This is a genomic window from Paenibacillus farraposensis (assembly GCF_020736845.1).
Lineage (GTDB): Bacteria > Bacillota > Bacilli > Paenibacillales > Paenibacillaceae > Paenibacillus > Paenibacillus farraposensis.
The window spans coordinates 41,247-61,024 of record NZ_JAFFQR010000101.1 but is presented as its reverse complement, the minus strand read 5'-3'; the positions used below and the strand labels follow the sequence as shown (position 1 = coordinate 61,024).

The 19,778-nt window shown below is 48.8% G+C and carries 19 protein-coding genes; all 19 read right to left on the bottom strand.

Annotated elements, in window-relative coordinates:
- Positions 1-31 precede the first annotated feature (31 nt).
- On the bottom strand, positions 32-1,552 hold the full coding sequence (lysS, locus tag JO375_RS16220) for a lysine--tRNA ligase (RefSeq protein WP_229525440.1): 1,521 nt from the start codon (positions 1,550-1,552) through the stop codon (positions 32-34).
- A gap of 111 nt (positions 1,553-1,663) precedes the next feature.
- Positions 1,664-2,140, bottom strand: coding sequence for a transcription elongation factor GreA (greA, locus tag JO375_RS16215; RefSeq protein WP_007428055.1), 477 nt, complete (start codon positions 2,138-2,140; stop codon positions 1,664-1,666).
- A 214-nt stretch (positions 2,141-2,354) separates the two neighbouring features.
- Positions 2,355-3,383 carry a tRNA dihydrouridine synthase DusB gene (gene dusB, locus JO375_RS16210; RefSeq protein ID WP_229525439.1) on the bottom strand — a complete coding sequence of 343 codons (1,029 nt, stop codon included), beginning with the start codon at positions 3,381-3,383 and terminating at the stop codon, positions 2,355-2,357.
- A 44-nt stretch (positions 3,384-3,427) separates the two neighbouring features.
- Complete coding sequence (locus tag JO375_RS16205) at positions 3,428-3,628, bottom strand: helix-turn-helix domain-containing protein (protein ID WP_229525438.1); 201 nt, start codon at positions 3,626-3,628, stop codon at positions 3,428-3,430.
- Positions 3,571-4,128: a 2-amino-4-hydroxy-6-hydroxymethyldihydropteridine diphosphokinase gene (gene folK, locus JO375_RS16200; protein WP_229525437.1), complete on the bottom strand. Its 558-nt coding sequence runs from the start codon at positions 4,126-4,128 to the stop codon at positions 3,571-3,573. The genes JO375_RS16205 and folK overlap by 58 nt, the downstream gene beginning before the upstream one ends.
- Before the next feature lie 8 nt (positions 4,129-4,136).
- A complete protein-coding gene (folB, locus tag JO375_RS16195) occupies positions 4,137-4,499 on the bottom strand; it encodes a dihydroneopterin aldolase (protein ID WP_229525436.1) in 363 nt (120 codons plus the stop codon).
- Between the two features lie 181 nt (positions 4,500-4,680).
- A complete protein-coding gene (gene folP / locus JO375_RS16190; RefSeq protein ID WP_229525435.1) occupies positions 4,681-5,547 on the bottom strand; it encodes a dihydropteroate synthase in 867 nt (288 codons plus the stop codon).
- Positions 5,544-6,440 (bottom strand): aminotransferase class IV, encoded by an 897-nt coding sequence (locus tag JO375_RS16185; RefSeq protein ID WP_229525434.1) that lies wholly within the window; start codon positions 6,438-6,440, stop codon positions 5,544-5,546. The genes folP and JO375_RS16185 overlap by 4 nt, the downstream gene beginning before the upstream one ends.
- 3 nt (positions 6,441-6,443) lie before the next feature.
- Positions 6,444-7,019 carry an aminodeoxychorismate/anthranilate synthase component II gene (pabA, locus tag JO375_RS16180; RefSeq protein WP_229525433.1) on the bottom strand — a complete coding sequence of 192 codons (576 nt, stop codon included), beginning with the start codon at positions 7,017-7,019 and terminating at the stop codon, positions 6,444-6,446.
- 5 nt (positions 7,020-7,024) lie between these two features.
- Complete coding sequence (locus JO375_RS16175; RefSeq protein WP_229525454.1) at positions 7,025-8,647, bottom strand: anthranilate synthase component I family protein; 1,623 nt, start codon at positions 8,645-8,647, stop codon at positions 7,025-7,027.
- A 125-nt stretch (positions 8,648-8,772) separates the two neighbouring features.
- Positions 8,773-9,711 carry a cysteine synthase A gene (cysK, locus tag JO375_RS16170; RefSeq protein WP_229525432.1) on the bottom strand — a complete coding sequence of 313 codons (939 nt, stop codon included), beginning with the start codon at positions 9,709-9,711 and terminating at the stop codon, positions 8,773-8,775.
- Between the two features lie 227 nt (positions 9,712-9,938).
- Complete coding sequence (locus JO375_RS16165) at positions 9,939-10,883, bottom strand: peptidylprolyl isomerase (protein ID WP_229525431.1); 945 nt, start codon at positions 10,881-10,883, stop codon at positions 9,939-9,941.
- A 21-nt stretch (positions 10,884-10,904) separates the two neighbouring features.
- A complete protein-coding gene (gene hslO, locus JO375_RS16160) occupies positions 10,905-11,789 on the bottom strand; it encodes an Hsp33 family molecular chaperone HslO (protein WP_229525430.1) in 885 nt (294 codons plus the stop codon).
- Between the two features lie 215 nt (positions 11,790-12,004).
- Positions 12,005-12,772, bottom strand: a complete 768-nt coding sequence (locus JO375_RS16155; protein ID WP_229525429.1) for a type III pantothenate kinase — start codon at positions 12,770-12,772, stop codon at positions 12,005-12,007.
- A gap of 6 nt (positions 12,773-12,778) precedes the next feature.
- On the bottom strand, positions 12,779-13,669 hold the full coding sequence (gene nadC, locus JO375_RS16150; RefSeq protein ID WP_229525428.1) for a carboxylating nicotinate-nucleotide diphosphorylase: 891 nt from the start codon (positions 13,667-13,669) through the stop codon (positions 12,779-12,781).
- Positions 13,659-15,272: an L-aspartate oxidase gene (gene nadB, locus JO375_RS16145; RefSeq protein ID WP_229525453.1), complete on the bottom strand. Its 1,614-nt coding sequence runs from the start codon at positions 15,270-15,272 to the stop codon at positions 13,659-13,661. The genes nadC and nadB overlap by 11 nt, the downstream gene beginning before the upstream one ends.
- A 273-nt stretch (positions 15,273-15,545) precedes the next feature.
- Positions 15,546-17,585: an ATP-dependent zinc metalloprotease FtsH gene (gene ftsH, locus JO375_RS16140; protein ID WP_229525427.1), complete on the bottom strand. Its 2,040-nt coding sequence runs from the start codon at positions 17,583-17,585 to the stop codon at positions 15,546-15,548.
- A 97-nt stretch (positions 17,586-17,682) separates the two neighbouring features.
- Positions 17,683-18,222, bottom strand: a complete 540-nt coding sequence (hpt, locus tag JO375_RS16135; protein ID WP_229525426.1) for a hypoxanthine phosphoribosyltransferase — start codon at positions 18,220-18,222, stop codon at positions 17,683-17,685.
- A gap of 46 nt (positions 18,223-18,268) precedes the next feature.
- A complete protein-coding gene (tilS, locus tag JO375_RS16130; protein WP_229525425.1) occupies positions 18,269-19,717 on the bottom strand; it encodes a tRNA lysidine(34) synthetase TilS in 1,449 nt (482 codons plus the stop codon).
- Positions 19,718-19,778 lie beyond the last annotated feature (61 nt).

Genomic DNA, 19,778 nt, shown 5'->3' with positions numbered 1-19,778 from the left:
TGATCCTCTATATTCATAATGTTATGTTATTCTACTGTACGTTACGCATATGTGGGAAGAGCAGCACATCACGAATGGAAGGCGCATCGGTCAGCAGCATAACCAATCGATCGATGCCGATACCCAGTCCACCTGTCGGCGGCATGCCATATTCCAATGCGCGGATAAAATCATCATCCATTTCATGAGCCTCATCATTGCCATGCTCGCGTTCCAGCAATTGAGCTTCAAAGCGCTGGCGTTGGTCAATCGGATCATTCAGCTCGGTAAATGCATTCGCATGCTCACGAGCGACTACGAACAGCTCAAAGCGATCCGTAAAGCGCGGATCTTGCTCATTTTTCTTCGCCAGCGGCGAAATTTCAACCGGATGTCCTGTAATAAAAGTCGGTTGAATGAGTGTTTGTTCTACGAATTCTTCAAAGAAAGCGTTCAGAATATGACCAAAGGTCATATGCGGCTCTACCTTCACGTTATGCTCTTTTGCAAGGCGATGAGCTTCTTCATCCGTCAATTGTGCGCCAAAATCGACACCTGTTACTTCCTTAACAGCATCCACCATCGAAACTCTGCGCCACTGTGGCGTCAAATCCACCTCATGACCTTGATATTGGATATGTTGTGTGCCAAGCACTTCCTGCGCAATGTGAGCGATCATATTTTCTGTTAAATTCATGATATCCTGATAGTCGGCATACGCTTCATATAGTTCAATCATTGTAAACTCTGGGTTGTGGCGTGTGGAGATACCTTCATTACGGTAAACACGCCCGATCTCGTATACTTTCTCCATTCCGCCAACAATCAGCCGTTTGAGATGAAGCTCAATGGCAATACGCATATAAAGCTGCATGTCCAATGCGTTATGGTGCGTAATAAACGGCTTCGCCGCCGCTCCGCCAGCAATGGCATGTAATGTTGGAGTTTCGACCTCCAAATAACCGAGCGAGTCCAAATAACGGCGCATCGATTGAATAATACGGGAACGTGTAATGAACGTTTTTTGTACTTCCGGGTTCATCACCAGATCAACGTAGCGCTGACGGTAACGTAATTCAACATCCTTCAGACCATGGTATTTCTCCGGTAATGGGTACAGAGATTTAGACAAAACCTCAATGTCCAGTGCCTTAATCGTAGTTTCTCCCGTTTTAGTCTTGAACAGAACACCTTTTACACCAACAATATCGCCCAGGTCCAAAATACCGAATGCTTTATACTTCGCTTCAGGTACACTGTCCTGACGAACATAAATTTGAATGCGCCCGCTAAGATCCTGGATATGAGCAAAGCTGGCTTTACCCATGACCCGTTTTGCCATGATACGGCCCGCAATGCTAACTTCGATATTCTTTTCTTCCAGTTCTTCCTTGGTCAGACTGTCATACTTGCTTAGCAGTACGCCCGCTTCAGCTGAACGTATGTATTTACGGCCAAAGGGATCAATGCCCAGTGAGCGAAGCTCGTCCAATTTGGCGCGGCGAATTTGCAGCAATTCACTTAATTCCTCGCGATTTTCCTGTGGTCCCTGATTAGTAGTTTCATCCGACATGGTGCTTAATCAGCTCCTTCATTTTGAGTAGACGGGCCAGGGTCCGTCCGGGTGTAGAGAAAAAAAAGCTTCCACAAGGAAGCTTTTACATTGAATTCCAAAGTCCGTGTATTATTTCTTGATATCCACAATTTTATATTGAATAACACCTGCTGGAACGGTTACATCCACAACAGTTCCTTTTTTCTTGCCGAGGATTGCCTTGCCAACCGGACTCTCATTAGAAATTTTGTTCTGAAGCGGGTCCGACTCAGCGGAACCGACAATTGCATATTCTGTTATATCTCCAAACTCCAAATCTTCAACGGTCACGGTTGCACCTACTCCCACAACATCGGTGTCAATTTCATCGCTATTGATAATGCGGGCGTTGCGCAGCATTTTTTCCAGTGTAATGATGCGGCCTTCAATAAAAGCCTGCTCATTCTTCGCATCCTCATACTCGGAGTTTTCACTGATATCCCCGTATCCGATGGCTACCTTAATCCGTTCCGCCACTTCACGGCGTTTGACAGACTTTAAGTTCTCAAGCTCATCCTCGAGCTTTCTAAGGCCTTCCTGTGTCAGAATGACTTCTTTATCGCTCATCTTAACCGATTCTCCTGTCATGGGAAAAGTTTAAAAGTGCATTGGAATGCACGCTTTCAAAACATAATATGCCACTCTGAGGGAATGAGAACATTTCCTGCTGTTGTCTTAAGAGCTGCATACAATTTGAAGTATATATCAAGATTTTATACTGAACGATTATAGGGCAAGCATTTGGAAAAGTCAATCGCGCACAAAGGCAGAAACGGCTTCATTATTGCACAACAGCGATGGGAGAAGCAGCGCTTGCTGAAGATTCATCGTTTTCTACTGCGTGTAATTGAGATACAAATTGATCCAAAATACGTACCATATCATCACGTTTGGTTTCTTCCATAATAACATCCTTGATGCGCGCAGAGCCTTTAAGTCCTTTAAGATACCAAGCCAGATGCTTGCGCATTTCACGGACAGCTACTGCTTCACCTTTTAAGGCTACCAGCCGGTCCATGTGTAAAGTGGCAATACGGATTTTTTCTTCCGGTGAAGGATCAGGCAACAGCTTGCCAGTCTCCAAGTATTCAATCGTACGGTACAGCATCCACGGGTTACCCAGAGCGCCGCGTCCGATCATCACGCCATCACAATTCGTCAAATCCAGCATGCGGCGGGCATCTTCCGGTGATGCCACATCGCCATTTCCAATTACAGGAATGGAAACTGCTTCTTTAACCTCTTTTATAATATCCCAGTTCGCATGCCCCGTATACAGCTGCTCCCGTGTGCGGCCATGCACACTAACGGCCTGGCCTCCGGCACGCTCTACAGCGCGGGCATTCTCTACGGCATAGATATGCTCGCTATCCCAACCGATACGCATTTTCACCGTAACCGGCTTGCTTACGGATTCTACAACAGCAGATACCATTTCATAAATCTTGTTAGGGTCCAGCAGCCATCGTGCGCCTGCATCACATTTGGTCACCTTGGGAACAGGACAGCCCATATTAATGTCAATAATGTCCGCGTTCGTCTCCTGATCCACGACCTTGGCCGCTTCCACCAGCGATTCACGGTCTCCCCCGAAAATTTGCAGGCTAAGCGGCTTCTCACGCTCATCTACAAACAGCATTTCGCGCGTACGTTTGTTGCCGTGAATAATCGCCTTATCGCTAACCATTTCCGCACATACCAAACCTGTGCCGAATTCCTTGGCAATCAGGCGAAAAGCAGGGTTACACACGCCCGCCATCGGAGCCAGTACGACTTGGTTTTTCATTTTAATATCGCCGATTTTCAACATATCTGTTCACTCCTTTATTCCTTTATATATATCGTAACTTATCGTCATTCCGTTAGTTCCCGGACTTCAATTCCAAGCGTCTGGGCAATCATGCCCAGCATATCAGGGTCTACTGTGCGATTACCTCGCTCCACAGCACCCAATACGGCCAATGATATGCCGGTTCGCTTAGCCAATTCCTGCTGTGTCATTCCTTTAAGCTTTCGGAAGGCCCGGAGTCGTTGCGCCAGCTGCATGTTTTCCAAAACTGTATGCCATCCTTTCCATCCATTGAATTCAATGCAGTATGAACGATACTGTACAGTCCGGATGGATCTTGGCTCGGAACGATGTCAGCCAATGGCACAAGCACAAAAGCGCGCTCCAACATGCGGGGATGCGGAAGCTCCAAATCCGGTGTAGCCAGCTCTGCGGCTTCCATCCATAACAAGTCCAGATCAATCGTGCGCGGACCATTTGGAATATGCCTTACTCTGCCCAGACGACTCTCCACCTCCAGCATAAAAGCCAGAAGCTCCCCGGGAGCAAGTGTTGTAGATACGGCTACTGTCATATTTAAAAAAGAAGGCTGATCCAGATATCCGACAGGCTCTGTCTCGTACAGGCTGGAACAGCGCAGCACCCATATACACGGATGTTCGTCCAGCCCCGTGATGGCTTCATATAGGGTCTGCTCACGCTCCCCTAAATTAGCCCCTAAAGCAATATAAGCCTCTGATGCCTCAGAGGTCGAATGTGCGTTCATGTACGTTCCTACTTTCTTGCGCGATAAAGCTCAATCGTCACACCTTCAAAATGAATATCAAATGGTGGATGCGGCTTTGTAACTTTAACAGTCAGTGCATCTATACTAGTATAAGTGTCAAGTAGGGAAGATGCAATACGTTCGCCCAAAGCTTCAATCAATTGGTAAGATTCCTTTTCTACAATATTTTTAACGGTGTAGTGCACCTCAGCATAATTTACCGTTTTGTCCAATGCATCCTGCTCGCCTGCCTCACGCAGATCAAGCTCCAGCTCCAAATCAATGTAAAAACGCTGTCCCAGCTTGCGTTCTTCGGGAAAAACACCATGATATCCGTAATACTCCATGCGATGCAAAACCATTTTATCCATCGTGGATAGCCCCCTGTTTTTCTGTTTTTTTTCTAAAAAAAGCTCAACTTAAAAGTTCAGATCGTGCCACTGCACAGTCGGATGGTGCTTCCCACGCCACCACTCCCGGATTGAATCCGAAGAAGCGGAGCGTTCGCCTTTGCAACAGCGATCGTAGGATCAAAGGATTCGTGAAGCGGCTTTACCCGCCATAACTCAGTGCATTTTTAGACCCGTACACCATCGCATCACACATACGCACCGTGCGTTTGATTTGTGCCACATCGTGTACGCGCACAATCTGGCACCCTTGCGCAATACCAAAAGCAACCGTAGCCGCTGTGCCCTCTACCACATCATGTGCAGGCAAATCCAGTGCTGTACGGATGAATCTTTTGCGCGATGTAGCCAGTAACAGCGGATAACCAAGCTGAGCCAATGCATCAAGAGAAGTCATGACATGAATATTTTCATCGTAATCCTTGGCAAAACCGATACCCGGGTCTAAAATAATCTGTTCCTCACGTACACCCGCATCCAGCGCCAATTGGACGCTTTCTTTCAAATCGGCCAGCATATCGGATACCAAATCGGTATAGTTGCGGTCATGACGATTATGCATCAAAATGACTGGACAATCGAATTCGGCAGCGACACTCGCCATGTCGGGGTCTGCCTTAAACCCCCACACATCATTAATGATGTGGGCGCCCGCTTCAAGTGCCTGCCGGGCCACCTCGGCTTTGTAAGTGTCTACTGATAGCGGAATGTGCGGTGCGATACGATGGATCGCCTGAATCACCGGGATAACCCGGTCCAGCTCCTCCTCCACACCTACCGGATCATGACCCGGACGGGTAGATTCTCCGCCAACGTCAATTATATCGGCCCCGTCCTCAACCAGCTTTAAAGCGTGTAAAACAGCAATCTCCGGGCTTTGATGTAATCCCCCATCGGAAAATGAATCCGGGGTCACATTCAGTATGCCCATGATCTGTGTGGCATGTCCGAGCGTAAGCTGGGCCTCCCCCATACGATAACTGCGTTGATAAAGAGTTGGTATGTTCACTTGATCCCTGCTTTCTGTCTATAATCGTGCAGCAGCAAACCTGTTATAGACCCGGTCTGTGCCAAGGAACCGGATACGTGATAGGCCGCTCCTTCCGGCTCCAGCAGCAGATGGACAGGTCGTATTTCCTGAATAGAGTTGGTTATAAAAATTTCATCAGCCCGCTGCAGCTCGTCCCAACGATACAAACCTTGCTCATAGGGAATGCCTCGCGCTTCTGCCAGCTCCAAAATAAGCCCGCGTGTAATGCCCGGCAGAATGCCAGTCGACAGGTCAGGCGTGCACAACGTATGATGTCGCACAAAAAACAGGTTGCTGACCATTCCCTCCGCCAGAAAACCATTGGCCGTGAGCATCATTCCTTCGGCCTTATATTGAACGGCTGCGGCATACTGCTGAAGCTCCCGCTTCGCAATAATATTGTTCATAAAGTGGAGTGATTTTAAGCGAACCTCACCCTCTGGCGTGTTTCTTGGGGTTCGCAGCAGCTGTAGCGCCGATGGGGAATTCGATTCCCCGGCTCGCGGATTTGCAGAGGGCAGCGGCTTGGCGAACAGAATATGGTTGGGCCGCGTATAATCACCGGTCGGCAAGCCCAGCACCTCTTCACCTGCTGATACGGTATACCGGATATAGGCTTCGTCCAGCCCATTTGCCGCCATCAGACTTTGGATTTGGCTGGTAAGCTGCTCCTCATCCGGCTGAAAAGGAATACCCAGCATTCGGCAGCCCTCTGCCAGTCTATGTAGATGCCGATCGAGCAGAAATGGAACACCCTTGTAGGTGCGGAACGTTTCAAACAAGCCCATTCCGTATAAAAAACCGTGATCACTTACGTGAATCACGGCCTTTGCGGCTTCCGTGAGGACGCCGTTAACTCCGATATATTTCATGAATCAGACGCCTACCTTACGTTTAAGGAAATTTCGCAACAGTTGATGCCCATAATCGGTAATAATAGATTCAGGATGGAACTGAACTCCTTCAACAGCAAATTCCTTATGCCGCAACCCCATAATTTCACCTTCTGCGGTTTCAGCGGTAATTTCCAGACATTCAGGCAGGCTCTCGCGCTCCACCAGCAACGAATGATAACGGGTGGCCGTGAACGGTGATGGCAAGCCTTCGAATACCGATGTATTATGATGGAGAATCGGAGATGTTTTACCGTGCATGAGCCGTTCAGCCCGGATAACCTTCCCGCCAAATGCCTGTCCGATGGCCTGGTGGCCGAGACATACACCGAAGATCGGAATACGACCTTTAAAATGACGAATCACATCCAGCGATATTCCCGCCTCGCTCGGCGTGCATGGACCCGGCGAGATCAATATATGCTCTGGTGCCAGCTCTTCTATGCCTTTCACATCAATCTCATCGTTCCGCTTTACGGTCACTTCTTCACCAAGTTCACCCAAATATTGAACAAGATTGTACGTAAACGAATCATAATTATCAATCACCAAAATCATACGGCTCACCCTCCTATGATACCGCTCCTGTTCGCAGCGGCTTCTTCTTCACCACATTGGACTGCCTTTATGACAGCTCTGGCCTTGTTCCGGCATTCCCGATACTCCCTGTACGGATCTGAATCAATAACGATGCCCGCACCTGTCTGTAAGTAGGCGGTGCTTCCTTTGACAGCCAGTGTTCTTATTATAATATTTAATTCCATATTGCCGTTATAGTCAATCCATCCAAGAGACCCGGTATATGGACCTCGCCGGACAGGTTCCAATTCTTCAATAATTTCCATGGTGCGTACCTTCGGTGCTCCGGTAATGGTCCCACCCGGAAAGGTAGCGGCAATCACATCTATGGCCGAACGGCCAGAAGCCAATGTCCCCTCAACCTGGGAAACCAGGTGCATGACATGCGAATAATACTCCACAGTCAGCAGCTCAGGTACATGTACCGAGCCATATTCGGCAATCCGTCCGATATCGTTGCGCTCCAGATCGACGAGCATAATATGCTCGGCACGTTCTTTTTCACTCGACAACAGTTCGGCAGCCATAGCGGCATCTTCGTCCGGCGTCAGCCCTCTTCTTCTTGTGCCTGCGATAGGCCGTGCACTGACGCGTCCATTCTCCAGCTTCACCAGCAGCTCCGGCGAGCCGCTGACAATCTGCAAATCCGGCATGCGCAGCATCCCCATATAAGGAGATGGGTTGAGCAGACGAAGCCATTCATATATATCTTCAGGGCGGGCTGCGAGCTTGCGCTGCTGGCGAATCGACAGGTTAACCTGAAATACGTCACCCTGCGCAATATATGCCTGCACACGCTTCACGGCATGCTCAAAATCGGCCTGGTTGAATGCCGCTTCCCAGCCTTCAGATTCATGATGGACAGCCGCCGCCAGCTCCGCTTCGGCAAGTTTTGCACAACGATGAGAATAGGCTGGATCTGTTTTTCCGGCATCCATGATTTCATTCCACTGAATCCGCATCCGCTCTGCCCGTCGGACAGCTTCTGCATAATGCTCGCGAAGTATGGAGTTTTGTTCATCGTGTACAACATGATCAGCATGATCGGTCTGGCAATTGGCTTGCGCGTGAACAGAAGCCGGCAGATGAACCGCACAATACACGCACGATTTTTCGTGATCATAGATCCAAAGCTCATTTACCCGCATCCACACATAATCAGGTATGTCTGTATCATCTGCAGCTTGAATGGGCAGACGCTCCAGCGAGCGAGCCACATCGTAGCTCAGATACCCCGCTAATCCTCCTGTGAAAAAAGGCAGGTTAGGTACATGCGGCGAACGGTAGGGAGCAATCCAGTCATTTATAACCGCCAGCGGTTGACCATATAGATCGCCATGATTCCCATTTTGTAAATCCGTCCAAACCGCATGCTCTCCCTTGCCTTCCAATACGGCAACCGGATTTAAGCCCAGGTAGGTATATCTCCCGCCTTTACCGCTCTCCAGCAAAAAGGCATATGGTGATGAATCCTCCCATGCCTTTCGCCATGATAACGGCAAACCGCCCGCGGGTAACGGATACTCGGCAATATAAGGGAGTATGCTCCAGCCTTCCTCCTGCCAAACCTGCCATTGTGCCGGCGTCACTCTAGCTGTCGATTCCATCCGTGTGTGCATCCCCTTCCATCCTTTGCGAAAAGTCGATATTCTCTCCTTAAAAAGAAACCCCCACCCCCTGACAACAGGGAAATGAGGGATTCCTTACTATAGTATACACAATTTCAACGTAATTACAGCTCGAAATTATATAGTGGTGTACTCAGGTAACGTTCACCATTACTTGGGATAATGACAACAATTCGTTTGCCCTTGCCCAATCGCTTAGCCAGCTTCAAAGCCGCATGTACAGCAGCACCAGAGGAAATACCAGACAAAATGCCTTCTTCCTTGGCTACTTTACGAGCTACCTCAAAAGCTTCATCGTTCTCTACATGAATAATCTCATCATAGATGCCACGGTTCAAAATTTCAGGAATAAAGTTGGCACCGAGTCCCTGAAGTTTGTGAGGCCCTGGCTTACCGCCAGCCAACAGCGGAGAAGAAGCCGGCTCTACAGCGGCAATTTTGATCTCCGGGAATTCTTTCTTGAGCACTTCTCCGGCACCAGAGATGGTTCCGCCTGTTCCCACACCCGCTACAAAAGCATCCAAAGTCCCACCGATAGAACGAATGGCTTCCACAATCTCTGGGCCTGTTGTTTCACGGTGAATTTTGATGTTCGCTTTGTTTTTGAACTGCTCTGCAGCAAAATAATCCGGATTTTCACTCAGCAGCTCTTCCATTTTCTTAACGGAGCCATTCATGCCTTCCGATCCTGGCGTCAACACAAGTTCAGCTCCATAAGCGCGCAGCAGGTTTCGACGCTCAATACTCATCGTTTCCGGCATAACAATCACCGCCTTATAGCCTTTGGCAGCAGCAACCATAGCCAAGCCGATTCCTGTATTACCGCTAGTCGCTTCAATGATTGTACCGCCTGGTTTGAGCAGCCCTTCACGTTCAGCTTCCTCCACCATACTAATTGCGATACGGTCTTTTACACTGGAGCCGGGGTTCTGATATTCCAGCTTCACATAAATTTCCGCACTGTCTTCCGGTACAATCCGATTAAGGCGTACAAGAGGGGTTCCCCCGATAAGCTCGGTAATGTTATTAACGACTTTGGCCATAATAGTTCCTCCCTGACTGTGATGTTATGTTAAAAAAATGCGAAATCACATGTAGATCATTCTTGTTTTTACAGTGGTTATTTGATTTCCGATAAAAATGGTTGGTTTTATACGCTAATCATAACAATCTTCAATTCCATTGTCAATACAAGCGATCGAAACCACGTTGCTGCCGATCCTTGTCCTCAGCACCGTGCTTCCTTCATCCAACTCACTATTCGCCATGTTCATAATGAAGCCGAGGGTTTATCCTGTTCGGATAAAATACGAGCTCCATATTTATCACGCAGGCTTTTCTCAACCTCTTCCAAAGGAGCTGCTTGTGCAAGCGCAAGAGAGCGGCGGATTTGCTGTCGAATCTCTTCTTTATCCGGGGGAGCCTTCAGACGAATATCGTCCACAAAAATAACAGCATAGCCATCGTTAACAGCTATGGGACCCGCCACATCCCCAGGGGTTAATTCTCTCGCTGCCTTCATAATCGCCTCCGGTTGAAAGGGGTCATACTCATCTACCCATCCCAGCTGTCCGCCGGTATTATTCCCCAGGTGCTGCCCTGAATGTTCTTGAATCAGCGCATCAAACTGTTCTCCTTGTTTGACCCGCGCCAGCATCCCTTCTGCTTCCTCGGCTTTTGCCACATAAAGAACTGCCAGCTTGATCTGCTTGCCAGCAGCAAATTCTTCGGGATGCTCCTTCCAATACCGATCAACCTCGGCTTCTCCAATTTGAATGCCCTGCGTGGCTATTTTCTCCAACCCAATCCGGTATTTCGCTTCATTCCGCAAATCAACCGGACCCAAACCAAACTGCTGCTGCATTTCCTCAAAATAAGCTTGTTCTGAGGCATACCCTTTACTGTCTTGCTCTAGCACCTGCTGTAAATCTCCTTGGGTAACTTGAATCCCAAGACGCTTAGTTTCAGCTTGTACGGCCTTACGATTCAGCATTTGCAACAGCGTATTGGCTCCATATCGCTTCTTCAGTTCCGCAACCCATTGTTCCTCAGATATGCCTTCCTGACCGATCTCCGCCACAGTATGATCGTCGTCATCCTTGATTATATCACCCGGCTTTGATAGCCCCCGAAGCATGATCAAACCACCCAAGGCGGCGACGCTAACGGTCAGGATAATGACAGCTGCCCATAACCCTTTCTCCCGTGTAGTCATCGCTTCCACCCGCCCGTCCGGTTAAGTTTTGGCCTGATCTAACAGACTTTGCAAGGCTTCCTTGTTAAACTGATAAGCCTCATTACAGAAGTGGCATACAACTTCGGCTTGCCCCTCCTCCTCAATCAACTGTTCTAATTCACTTTGCCCCAAGCTGATTAATGTTTTCTCTACACGTTCCCGTGAGCATTCACATTGAAAATGAATATCCGTCTCGTCGAGAATCCGAACATCCGGCAGCATCCAACGCAGCATTTCATCAAGCTCCAATCCTTGATCCAGCAGAGCTGTAACTGGGGGAATGGAACCAACTGCATTTTCAATAGCGGTAATCTCGTCATCATTCAAGCCCGGAAGCAGCTGAACAATGAAACCGCCTGCCACAATAACGGAGTTGTCCGTATCCACCAAAACACCTAAGCCCACTGCCGATGGTGTCTGCTCCGATTTGGCAAAATAATAGGTAAAGTCCTCACCCAGTTCACCAGAAATAATCGGAATACTACCGCGATAGGGTTCTTTTAACCCCAAATCCTTGATAATATGAATGAAGCCTTCTGTACCTACTGCACCTGCAACATCCAGCTTGCCCATGCTATTGCTTGGCAAATGTACATGCGGTTCGGTAACATAGCCTCGCACCTCGCCTGAAGCATTGGCATCAACGACGATCTGCCCAATCGGGCCGTCACCTTTCACTTGGATGGTCAGTCGCTCTTTGCCTTTTAGCATCGAGCCCATCATCGCACCTGCCGTGAGTGTACGCCCCAAAGCAGCGGTGGCAGTAGGGTAAGTATCATGTCTTCTCCGCAATTCTTCTACGAGTTGTGTTGTCCGAACAGCAAAAGCTCTAACCCTTCCATCCATGGCTGTTCCACGAATAAGCCGATCCTGTTTCTGTTCCATATTGATATCCTCCTTATTATCCAGGGCAGCTATGCTGCTTCATTTTGTTTGTGTTTCGGCACAACTAAACATGATTTCTCTATATACACAACCTGCGCTGACAATTCACGCGAATCGTTCAAAATCGTAACACATTTCAGTATTGACGAAAAACGCCGCCAATCCAAACCGATAATATCATCGGCTGGCCTTAGCGGCAGCTTATATCCACTTTTTTATTCAGCGTTACGTTGGTAAATGATTCGCAGGCCTTCGAGCGTCAACATCGGCAGCACCTTCTGAATGCTCTCTGTCTCTGACGCGATGAGCTCAGCCAGGCCTCCGGTTGCAATCACGGTAGGCTCCGCCTGCATTTCTTCCTTAATACGCCTCACAATGCCGTCTACTTGCCCCGCGTAACCGAATATAATCCCGGCTTGCATGGCATGAACGGTATTGCGCCCAATGATCTTCCTCGGTTTCTCCAGCTCAATGCGAGGCAGCTTGGAAGCCCGTTGATACAGTGCCTCGGTTGAAATTCCGATACCCGGCACGATCACTCCACCCAAATAGTTTCCCTTATCATCAATACAATCAAACGTCGTTGCTGTGCCAAAATCCACCACAACCAGCGGCCCGCCAAACTGCTCAACAGCAGCTACTGCGTTCACAATTCGGTCTGCCCCTACTTCACGCGGATTTTCATAGCGCAGGTTAAGACCGGTTTTGATTCCCGGTCCGACGATTAACGGCGTTCTGCCTATGTATTTGTCGCACATTTCCTCCATTACACGAATTAACGGCGGAACAACTGAGGAAATAATAACCCCTTGAATGTCATCCTTTAATACGCCACCCATACCAAAAAGATTATGTATAAGTACGCCGTATTCATCAGCGGTTGTCTGTCGGGAGGTACTGATCCGGTAATGATGCAGCAGCTCGCTTTCCTTGTACATCCCCAGAACAATATTGGTATTACCTACATCCACTACAAGAATCAATGGGTGTCACCTAGCTTTCTTCGCGTTAAGGTCAAGGCTGATATCCAGATTATCAAAAGAATATGTCAGCCTGCCTACAGAAATTACATCTACACCGCTCTCAGCCATCGCACGCACCGTATCCAGCGATACATTGCCTGAGGCTTCCGTTTTGGCATGGGGAGCCCGTTCACGAATGTAACGAACGGCTTCCTTCATATTCTCAATGGACATGTTATCCAGCATAATAATATCCGCCCCGGCATCGAGAGCTTGCTGAACCTGGTCCATATTTTCTGTTTCTACTTCAATGGTCATAGTGTGCGGAATATGGGCACGCGCCCGGCTTACCGCCTGTGCAATACCGCCCGCACCCTTGATATGGTTATCCTTAATCATAACAGCATCGTAGAGGCCAAAGCGATGATTCGAGCCGCCGCCTACACGAACCGCGTATTTCTCCAGCAGCCGATGTCCTGGTGTTGTTTTACGTGTGTCCACCAGCCGGGTAGGCAGTCCATGCAATCGCTCTACAAAAGATTGCGTCCGCGTTGCAATGCCGGACATCCGTTGGAGCAAATTGAGGGCCAGTCGCTCCCCGGTTAAAATCGCGTGGGTACTTCCATTGACTTCAGCCAGAATGCTTCCCTTATCGATCGCCTGTCCATCAGTCACCAGCGGAGTGAACGACAAGGAAGGATCAACGATCTGGAATACGAGGGCGGCCACAGGTAAGCCTGCAACAATGCCGGGCTCCTTGGCATGAATGACAGCCTTGGACTGGTGTCCCTGCTCAATGGTCCAGCGCGTGGTCACATCGCCTGAACCGGTATCTTCACGCAGCCAGCTGCGAATCTGTGCCAACAGTTCCTCCTGATATCCGCTAAACTCTCCATAATGCTCACTATTAAATGTCATGAACACACTCCTCCGTTATGCCTTGCTCGCGCCGCTGCTGAACATGCTTGTGCCATACGCTATCATTTGTCTTCGGGAAATCCTCACGATAATGGGCCCCTCGGCTCTCCTCACGTAATAGGGCACCGTCTGTCACTAACAAAGCACAGGTGAGCAAATTGGCAAATTCCATCTCTTCCTGGCTGGTAATCACAGCCTTAAAAACAGACAGCTGGGCATGCAGCGCATCTAACGCTGCTTGTAACCCTTCGCCATGCCGGTGAACCCCCGCATAACGAACCATGGTTTTTTGCAGCTTGCGCCGCTCCTCCACGACCGACAAAGACCGAAGCTCTGCACGGTTATCATTATATGCTATTAAGGTACGGCCAGCTAGCGGTGGCAATGAATGCAGCCGCTGGGCAATTCTGCTGCCGAATACGATCGCTTCAGATAATGAATTGCTCGCCAAACGGTTAGCTCCATGAACGCCTGTGGAAGAAACTTCGCCGCAGGCGAACAAGCGCGCAATCGTGCTTTCCCCGTACAAATTGGTCTGAACGCCGCCCATCATATAATGCGCGGCTGGTGCAATCGGAATCCAGTCTGTCGTCATATCCAAACCGAAGGATAGGCATGTCCGATAGATCGTTGGAAAACGCTGCTTAACCCGCTCAGACGGCTCATGTGTAATATCCAGATATACAAATGCAGCTTGTGTACGTTCCATTTCATGAACGATCGCACGGGCTACAATATCTCTGGGTGCGAGCTCCTGCCGGGAATCATATTGCTCCATGAATCGTTCTCCGTGAATATTGCGCAACACAGCCCCTTCTCCACGCACGGCTTCGGATATCAGAAACCGCGGGGCACCCGGATGGCACAACGCCGTCGGATGGAACTGAATGAACTCCATATCCCGTACAGCCGCTCCTGCACGATATGCCATAGCAGTCCCATCACCGGTTGCGATATCGGGGTTGGTCGTATAGCGAAATAATTGCCCGCTTCCTCCCGAGCATAAAATCGTGGCGTTAGCAGTCACATACCATCTTTCACCATCCGGCTTTTGGACGAGAGCCCCGATACATTCGCCATGCTCAGTCAGCAGATCGATGACCATACTCTCTTCCCACACTTGAATAGCGGGATGGGCTACAACCTGCTCAGACAATGCACGAACCACTTCATACCCGGTAGCATCTCCGTTGGCATGCAAAATGCGCCGATGACTATGTGCGCCTTCCCGTGTCAGGGCAAGTTCGCCATTCTCCCGGTCAAATGCCGTCCCCAATCGTATTAGCTCCTGTATGCCATCAGGCCCCTCATGAACAAGCGCCCGCACGGCCTCTGGTTCACATAGGCCCGCACCAGCAATGAAGGTGTCCTGCATATGAGAAGCAGGTGTATCCTCGCCCGATGTGACAGCAGCGATGCCACCTTGCGCATAACGCGTGTTGCTTTCCATCAAGGCCTTCTTGGTGATCAGCAACACGCTCCGATTCTCCGCGGCCTTAATCGCCGTATATAACCCTGCAATGCCCGAGCCGATAATTAACACGTCAGCTTCCAATTGCGTCAATTCTGAAGCATCAAAATCAACTATATATCTTGGAATCATGCCTTCACCTGATTTCACAGAGAATAGCGCACACCATAGATTGTACAGTATGCGCTCACGGTATAAGTTCAAAAATAGAAAGTCACTTGCACGGCTATTGCCTTGAATAGGTTAAGAATAGAGCAGCCGTTTATTTAAAATAAATGTACACAACGTTCCTCGGTCTGTCAAATCACTCCATCCATAATATCCCATATTTTAAAAAGCTCCGGAAAACCAATGTTACTGGTTCCCCGGAGCTTATCATCCATTTATTTAACTATTACCTGACGATCAGGTTGTTGTCGGTGGAGTGCCACCAGCATTGCCCGAATTGTTATCATCCTCTGGCTTTTGCAGATTAGGGATATCATTCGGTTGATCCGTAGTATTTTTAGGCTCATCATCCTTGCCTTGAATACGTATACGAACGTCTCCAATGTTGTCGATCACAGGCTCACCAATTTCCGGTGTTCCTTCTCCCTCATTCGTGCTGCCGTCCAAAGAACCGGTCTCGATCAAACGTTTAATTTGCTCAAGTTCCAAGGTCTCTTCCTGCAGCAGGGTTTGAGCGATCAGATGAACCTCTTTGGAATGCTTGGTCAGAAGTTCTTTGGCACGCTCATAGGAGTCAGTGATGAAGCGATTCATCTCCTGATCAATCTCATAAGCGATTTGATCACTGTAGTTCTGCTCATGACCGATATCCCGTCCAAGGAATACCTGGCCTTGGGAAGTGCCGAACTGCATTGGACCAAGCTTCTCACTCATACCATATTCTACAATCATGCTGCGCGCAATGCTTGTTGCTTGCTGGAAGTCACTGTAGGCTCCTGTACCGATTTCACCGATAAACAGTTCCTCGGATACACGTCCACCCAGTAATCCCGTAATTTTGTCCAGCAACTCTTGCTTGGTAGTCAGCATGCGATCTTCCTTAGGAAGCATGATGACATATCCGCCAGCACGTCCACGCGGAATGATCGTTACCTTGTGAACCATATCGGCGTTCTCCAGGAAGTAACCAATAATCGTGTGGCCTGCTTCATGGTAAGCAACAATTCGTTTCTCGCGGTCGCTGATTACGCGGCTGCGTTTTTCTGTACCTACGATTACACGGTCGATGGCTTCATCTACCTCCCGCATCGTAATATCTCTGCGGTTGCGACGGGCTGCCAGCAAGGCAGCTTCGTTCAGCAGGTTCTCCAGATCAGCACCTGTGAATCCTGTTGTGCGTTTTGCAATTACATCCAATTTAACATCCTTCGTCAAAGGTTTGTTGCGTGCGTGTACATGCAGTACAGCCTCGCGGCCTTTAACGTCTGGACGATCAACCGTAATTTGACGGTCAAAACGTCCCGGACGCAGCAATGCCGGGTCCAGAATATCCGGACGGTTCGTAGCAGCTACGATAATGATGCCTTCATTCGCACCAAATCCATCCATCTCTACGAGCAATTGATTAAGCGTCTGCTCACGTTCATCGTGGCCGCCGCCCAATCCGGCGCCACGTTGACGCCCAACGGCATCAATCTCGTCAATGAAAATAATACATGGCGCGTTCTTCTTCGCGTTTTCGAACAAATCGCGAACACGGGAAGCACCGACACCAACGAACATTTCTACAAAATCAGAACCCGAAATGCTGAAAAACGGTACTCCTGCTTCACCTGCAACAGCTCTGGCCAAGAGTGTTTTACCCGTTCCCGGTGGGCCTACCAACAGAACCCCTTTTGGAATACGGGCGCCCACAGCTGCGAACTTGCGCGGGTCCTTTAAAAATTCTACAACTTCGACAAGCTCTTGTTTCTCTTCGTCAGCCCCTGCCACGTCCTCGAAGGTAACCTTCTTCTTCTCTTCGTTATAAAGACGGGCTTTGCTCTTGCCGAAGTTCATAACTTTACCGCCGCCACCCTGTGCCTGATTAAACAGGAAGAAGAACAGCAGGAACATGATCACCAAAGGAATAATAGAAGTCAAAAACGTCAGCCAGATGCTTTCGCCTTCCATCTTCTTCTGTACGTATTCGAACCCGTTCGCTTCGCTGGCGTTAACCAGTTCGCTTAGCGCTTGATCCGTTGGCGGAATATAGACGGAAAAATTATTGGATTTAGCAGTAGCCGGCTGCTTCTTATATGCACCGGTTACCAGATAGGCGTAACCGTCAAATTGGACCGTTACTTTAGAGATATTATTAGCTTTAACCTCTTGCCGTAATTGGTCATATCTAGGGAGATCGGAGGCTTCGTTACTGTTGTTAACAAACTGAACGATACCCACCACAACTAAAAAAAGAATCAAATAAAAACCAGAATTCCGGATGAACCGATTCATCCCCTACCTCCTCTCGAGACACTTTAGTTATTTTACCATAGCCTATAAGTCCTTCTCAACAAAGGGTCTTATTTAGTCCTAGGACCGGAGGCTGAGATTAGCTGGTGTAGATTTCCGGCTTCAAAATCCCTATGTATGGGAGGTTCCGGTAGTGCTCGGCATAATCCAGACCATAGCCGACAACAAATGCATCCGGCAGCGTAAATCCGGTATAATCCGCTTCCAGATTAACGGCCCGGCGTGCAGGCTTGTCGAACAAGGTTACGACACATACCGATTTCGCATTACGATTCTTGAGCAGTTCAATCATATGCGTTAGCGTCAGGCCGCTGTCGATAATATCTTCGACAATCAGAACGTCACGTCCTTCAACGGATGCGTCCAAATCTTTAATGATTTTAACAACTCCCGAGGACTTCGTGGACACTCCATAACTTGATACAGCCATGAAATCAAGCTCTAGCGGCACTGTGATGGATTTAACCAAATCAGCCATAAAGATAAACGCGCCCTTCAGCACGCAGATCACCAATGGATTCTTCCCTTCATATTTTACGCTGAGCTGTGCACCCAATTCCTTGATTTTACTCTGAATCTCTTCTTCGCTGATCAATACTTCCAGAATATCATTTTGCAACGGTGTAAACCTCCTAAGTTTAACTATGAAAGCCGTCCCTGCGCGATTATCGGTGGCCTGGAATATCCCGTCTTTGCCATGACATGTATATAACCGAAGACGTGTGCTTGTGCACAGCGGCATGTACGGAACGCCGCACGCCCGGAATCCAGAGAATAGCTCCAGAGCGGTCACAAACAATGGGAATAACGGAACGCAGCGAAGGAGGAATTTTTCCATCAATGAAAATATCTTTCACCTTTTTCCTTCCGTTTAATCCCATAACATGCATGGCATCTCCAGGTAATCGTGATCGTACGACTAACGGCAGCTTCAATTCATCTGCGTCAAACCACGCTTCCTCCTCATTCGCCGGATAGAATCCATCCGAATAGGAGGTTTTGCGCCACCGAAGTACACCACCTGCCTCAGGCAATTCTAGCTCGCCAGACATAGGCAATACGTTTAGTCCGTAGCACCATTCGCCCGCAAATCCTTGCGATTGGTCAAACAAACCCGCTTGGTCATATTCACGCACTCCAACCGCACCACCGCCCAAGTCCAAACTCCACGTAGACGGTTGTTCCTGAAGAAGTCTCAGCCGAACGGTCTCAATTTTACGAAAATCAAAATTATCACTGTCCGAAGGCAGATAATTTAATATTAGTTTAATCAACCTCCGTTGTAAAGCAACCGGCAGCTTGCGGTAGGAAGCCACAGAAAACATGTGCCTACCGTTATCCAGGCGGACCAATTTCTCGTAGACTGCCAGTGTAGATTCCTCCATAAAATCATTTTCTTCAGCCATCGTTTCCGCCAGCCGGTTGAGGGATAGTGCCAGTTGCTCATTATATTGCCCCAAAAAAGGAAGCACATCCATGCGGATAGCGTTGCGGCGGTATTTGGTTGTTAAATTCGTGCTGTCCGTCACATAGGAAAGGCCATAAAAGTTGCAAAACTCAATCAGGTCAGCCTTGTACATACGTAGCAACGGGCGAATGAGTTGCACATTTTTTTCCCTTCGTGCCAATCGCATACCCGCCAGGCCCGCCGGACCGCTGCCGCGGAGAAGATGCAGGAGGACCGTTTCGGCCTGATCGTCTCCATGGTGGGCCATTGCAATATGCTGCGCTCCCCATTTTGCAGCCGTTTCATGCAGAAAGGCATAGCGTAGATCGCGGGCTGCTTCCTGTGGGCCTTTTCCGCTTTTCTTCATATAGACGGGTACATCAACTCGAATCATTTCAAACGGAAGCCCAAGCTTTTGGGCTATGCTATGTACCTCTTCAGCCTCGGCATCCGATTCCTCTGGCCTGAATCCGTGATGAACATGAGCGCAGATGAGTTGTAAAGGCATATGTGTAACGGATATTTTATGTAAAATGTGCAAAAGGGCCACCGAATCCGGCCCACCGGATACAGCAACCACAATGCAGTCTCCGGGGCTCCACAGTGAATGCTCCCGCGCGAGGGCGAGCACTTCCTGTACAACACCGGTCGGTTTGGTTGTTCCCATTTACGACCCTCTTTTCTCCCGACCGTAAAAAATGATCATCTGTTATCTTATGTAAGTCATG

Bases quoted from the DNA above. Each gene is read 5' to 3' on its own strand.
- dusB (WP_229525439.1), bottom strand. From the start codon at position 3,383: ATGTTGAAAATCGGCGATATTAAAATGAAAAACCAAGTCGTACTGGCT.
- JO375_RS16185 (WP_229525434.1), bottom strand. From the start codon at position 6,440: ATGAAATATATCGGAGTTAACGGCGTCCTCACGGAAGCCGCAAAGGCC.
- JO375_RS16165 (WP_229525431.1), bottom strand. From the start codon at position 10,883: ATGACTACACGGGAGAAAGGGTTATGGGCAGCTGTCATTATCCTGACC.
- nadC (WP_229525428.1), bottom strand. From the start codon at position 13,669: ATGACATTTAATAGTGAGCATTATGGAGAGTTTAGCGGATATCAGGAG.
- ftsH (WP_229525427.1), bottom strand. From the start codon at position 17,585: ATGAATCGGTTCATCCGGAATTCTGGTTTTTATTTGATTCTTTTTTTA.
- pabA (WP_229525433.1), bottom strand. From the start codon at position 7,019: ATGATTTTGGTGATTGATAATTATGATTCGTTTACGTACAATCTTGTT.
- folK (WP_229525437.1), bottom strand. From the start codon at position 4,128: ATGAACGCACATTCGACCTCTGAGGCATCAGAGGCTTATATTGCTTTA.
- hslO (WP_229525430.1), bottom strand. From the start codon at position 11,789: ATGGAACAGAAACAGGATCGGCTTATTCGTGGAACAGCCATGGATGGA.
- nadB (WP_229525453.1), bottom strand. From the start codon at position 15,272: ATGATTCCAAGATATATAGTTGATTTTGATGCTTCAGAATTGACGCAA.
- folB (WP_229525436.1), bottom strand. From the start codon at position 4,499: ATGGATAAAATGGTTTTGCATCGCATGGAGTATTACGGATATCATGGT.
- lysS (WP_229525440.1), bottom strand. From the start codon at position 1,552: ATGTCGGATGAAACTACTAATCAGGGACCACAGGAAAATCGCGAGGAA.
- JO375_RS16175 (WP_229525454.1), bottom strand. From the start codon at position 8,647: ATGGAATCGACAGCTAGAGTGACGCCGGCACAATGGCAGGTTTGGCAG.
- tilS (WP_229525425.1), bottom strand. From the start codon at position 19,717: ATGGGAACAACCAAACCGACCGGTGTTGTACAGGAAGTGCTCGCCCTC.
- greA (WP_007428055.1), bottom strand. From the start codon at position 2,140: ATGAGCGATAAAGAAGTCATTCTGACACAGGAAGGCCTTAGAAAGCTC.
- cysK (WP_229525432.1), bottom strand. From the start codon at position 9,711: ATGGCCAAAGTCGTTAATAACATTACCGAGCTTATCGGGGGAACCCCT.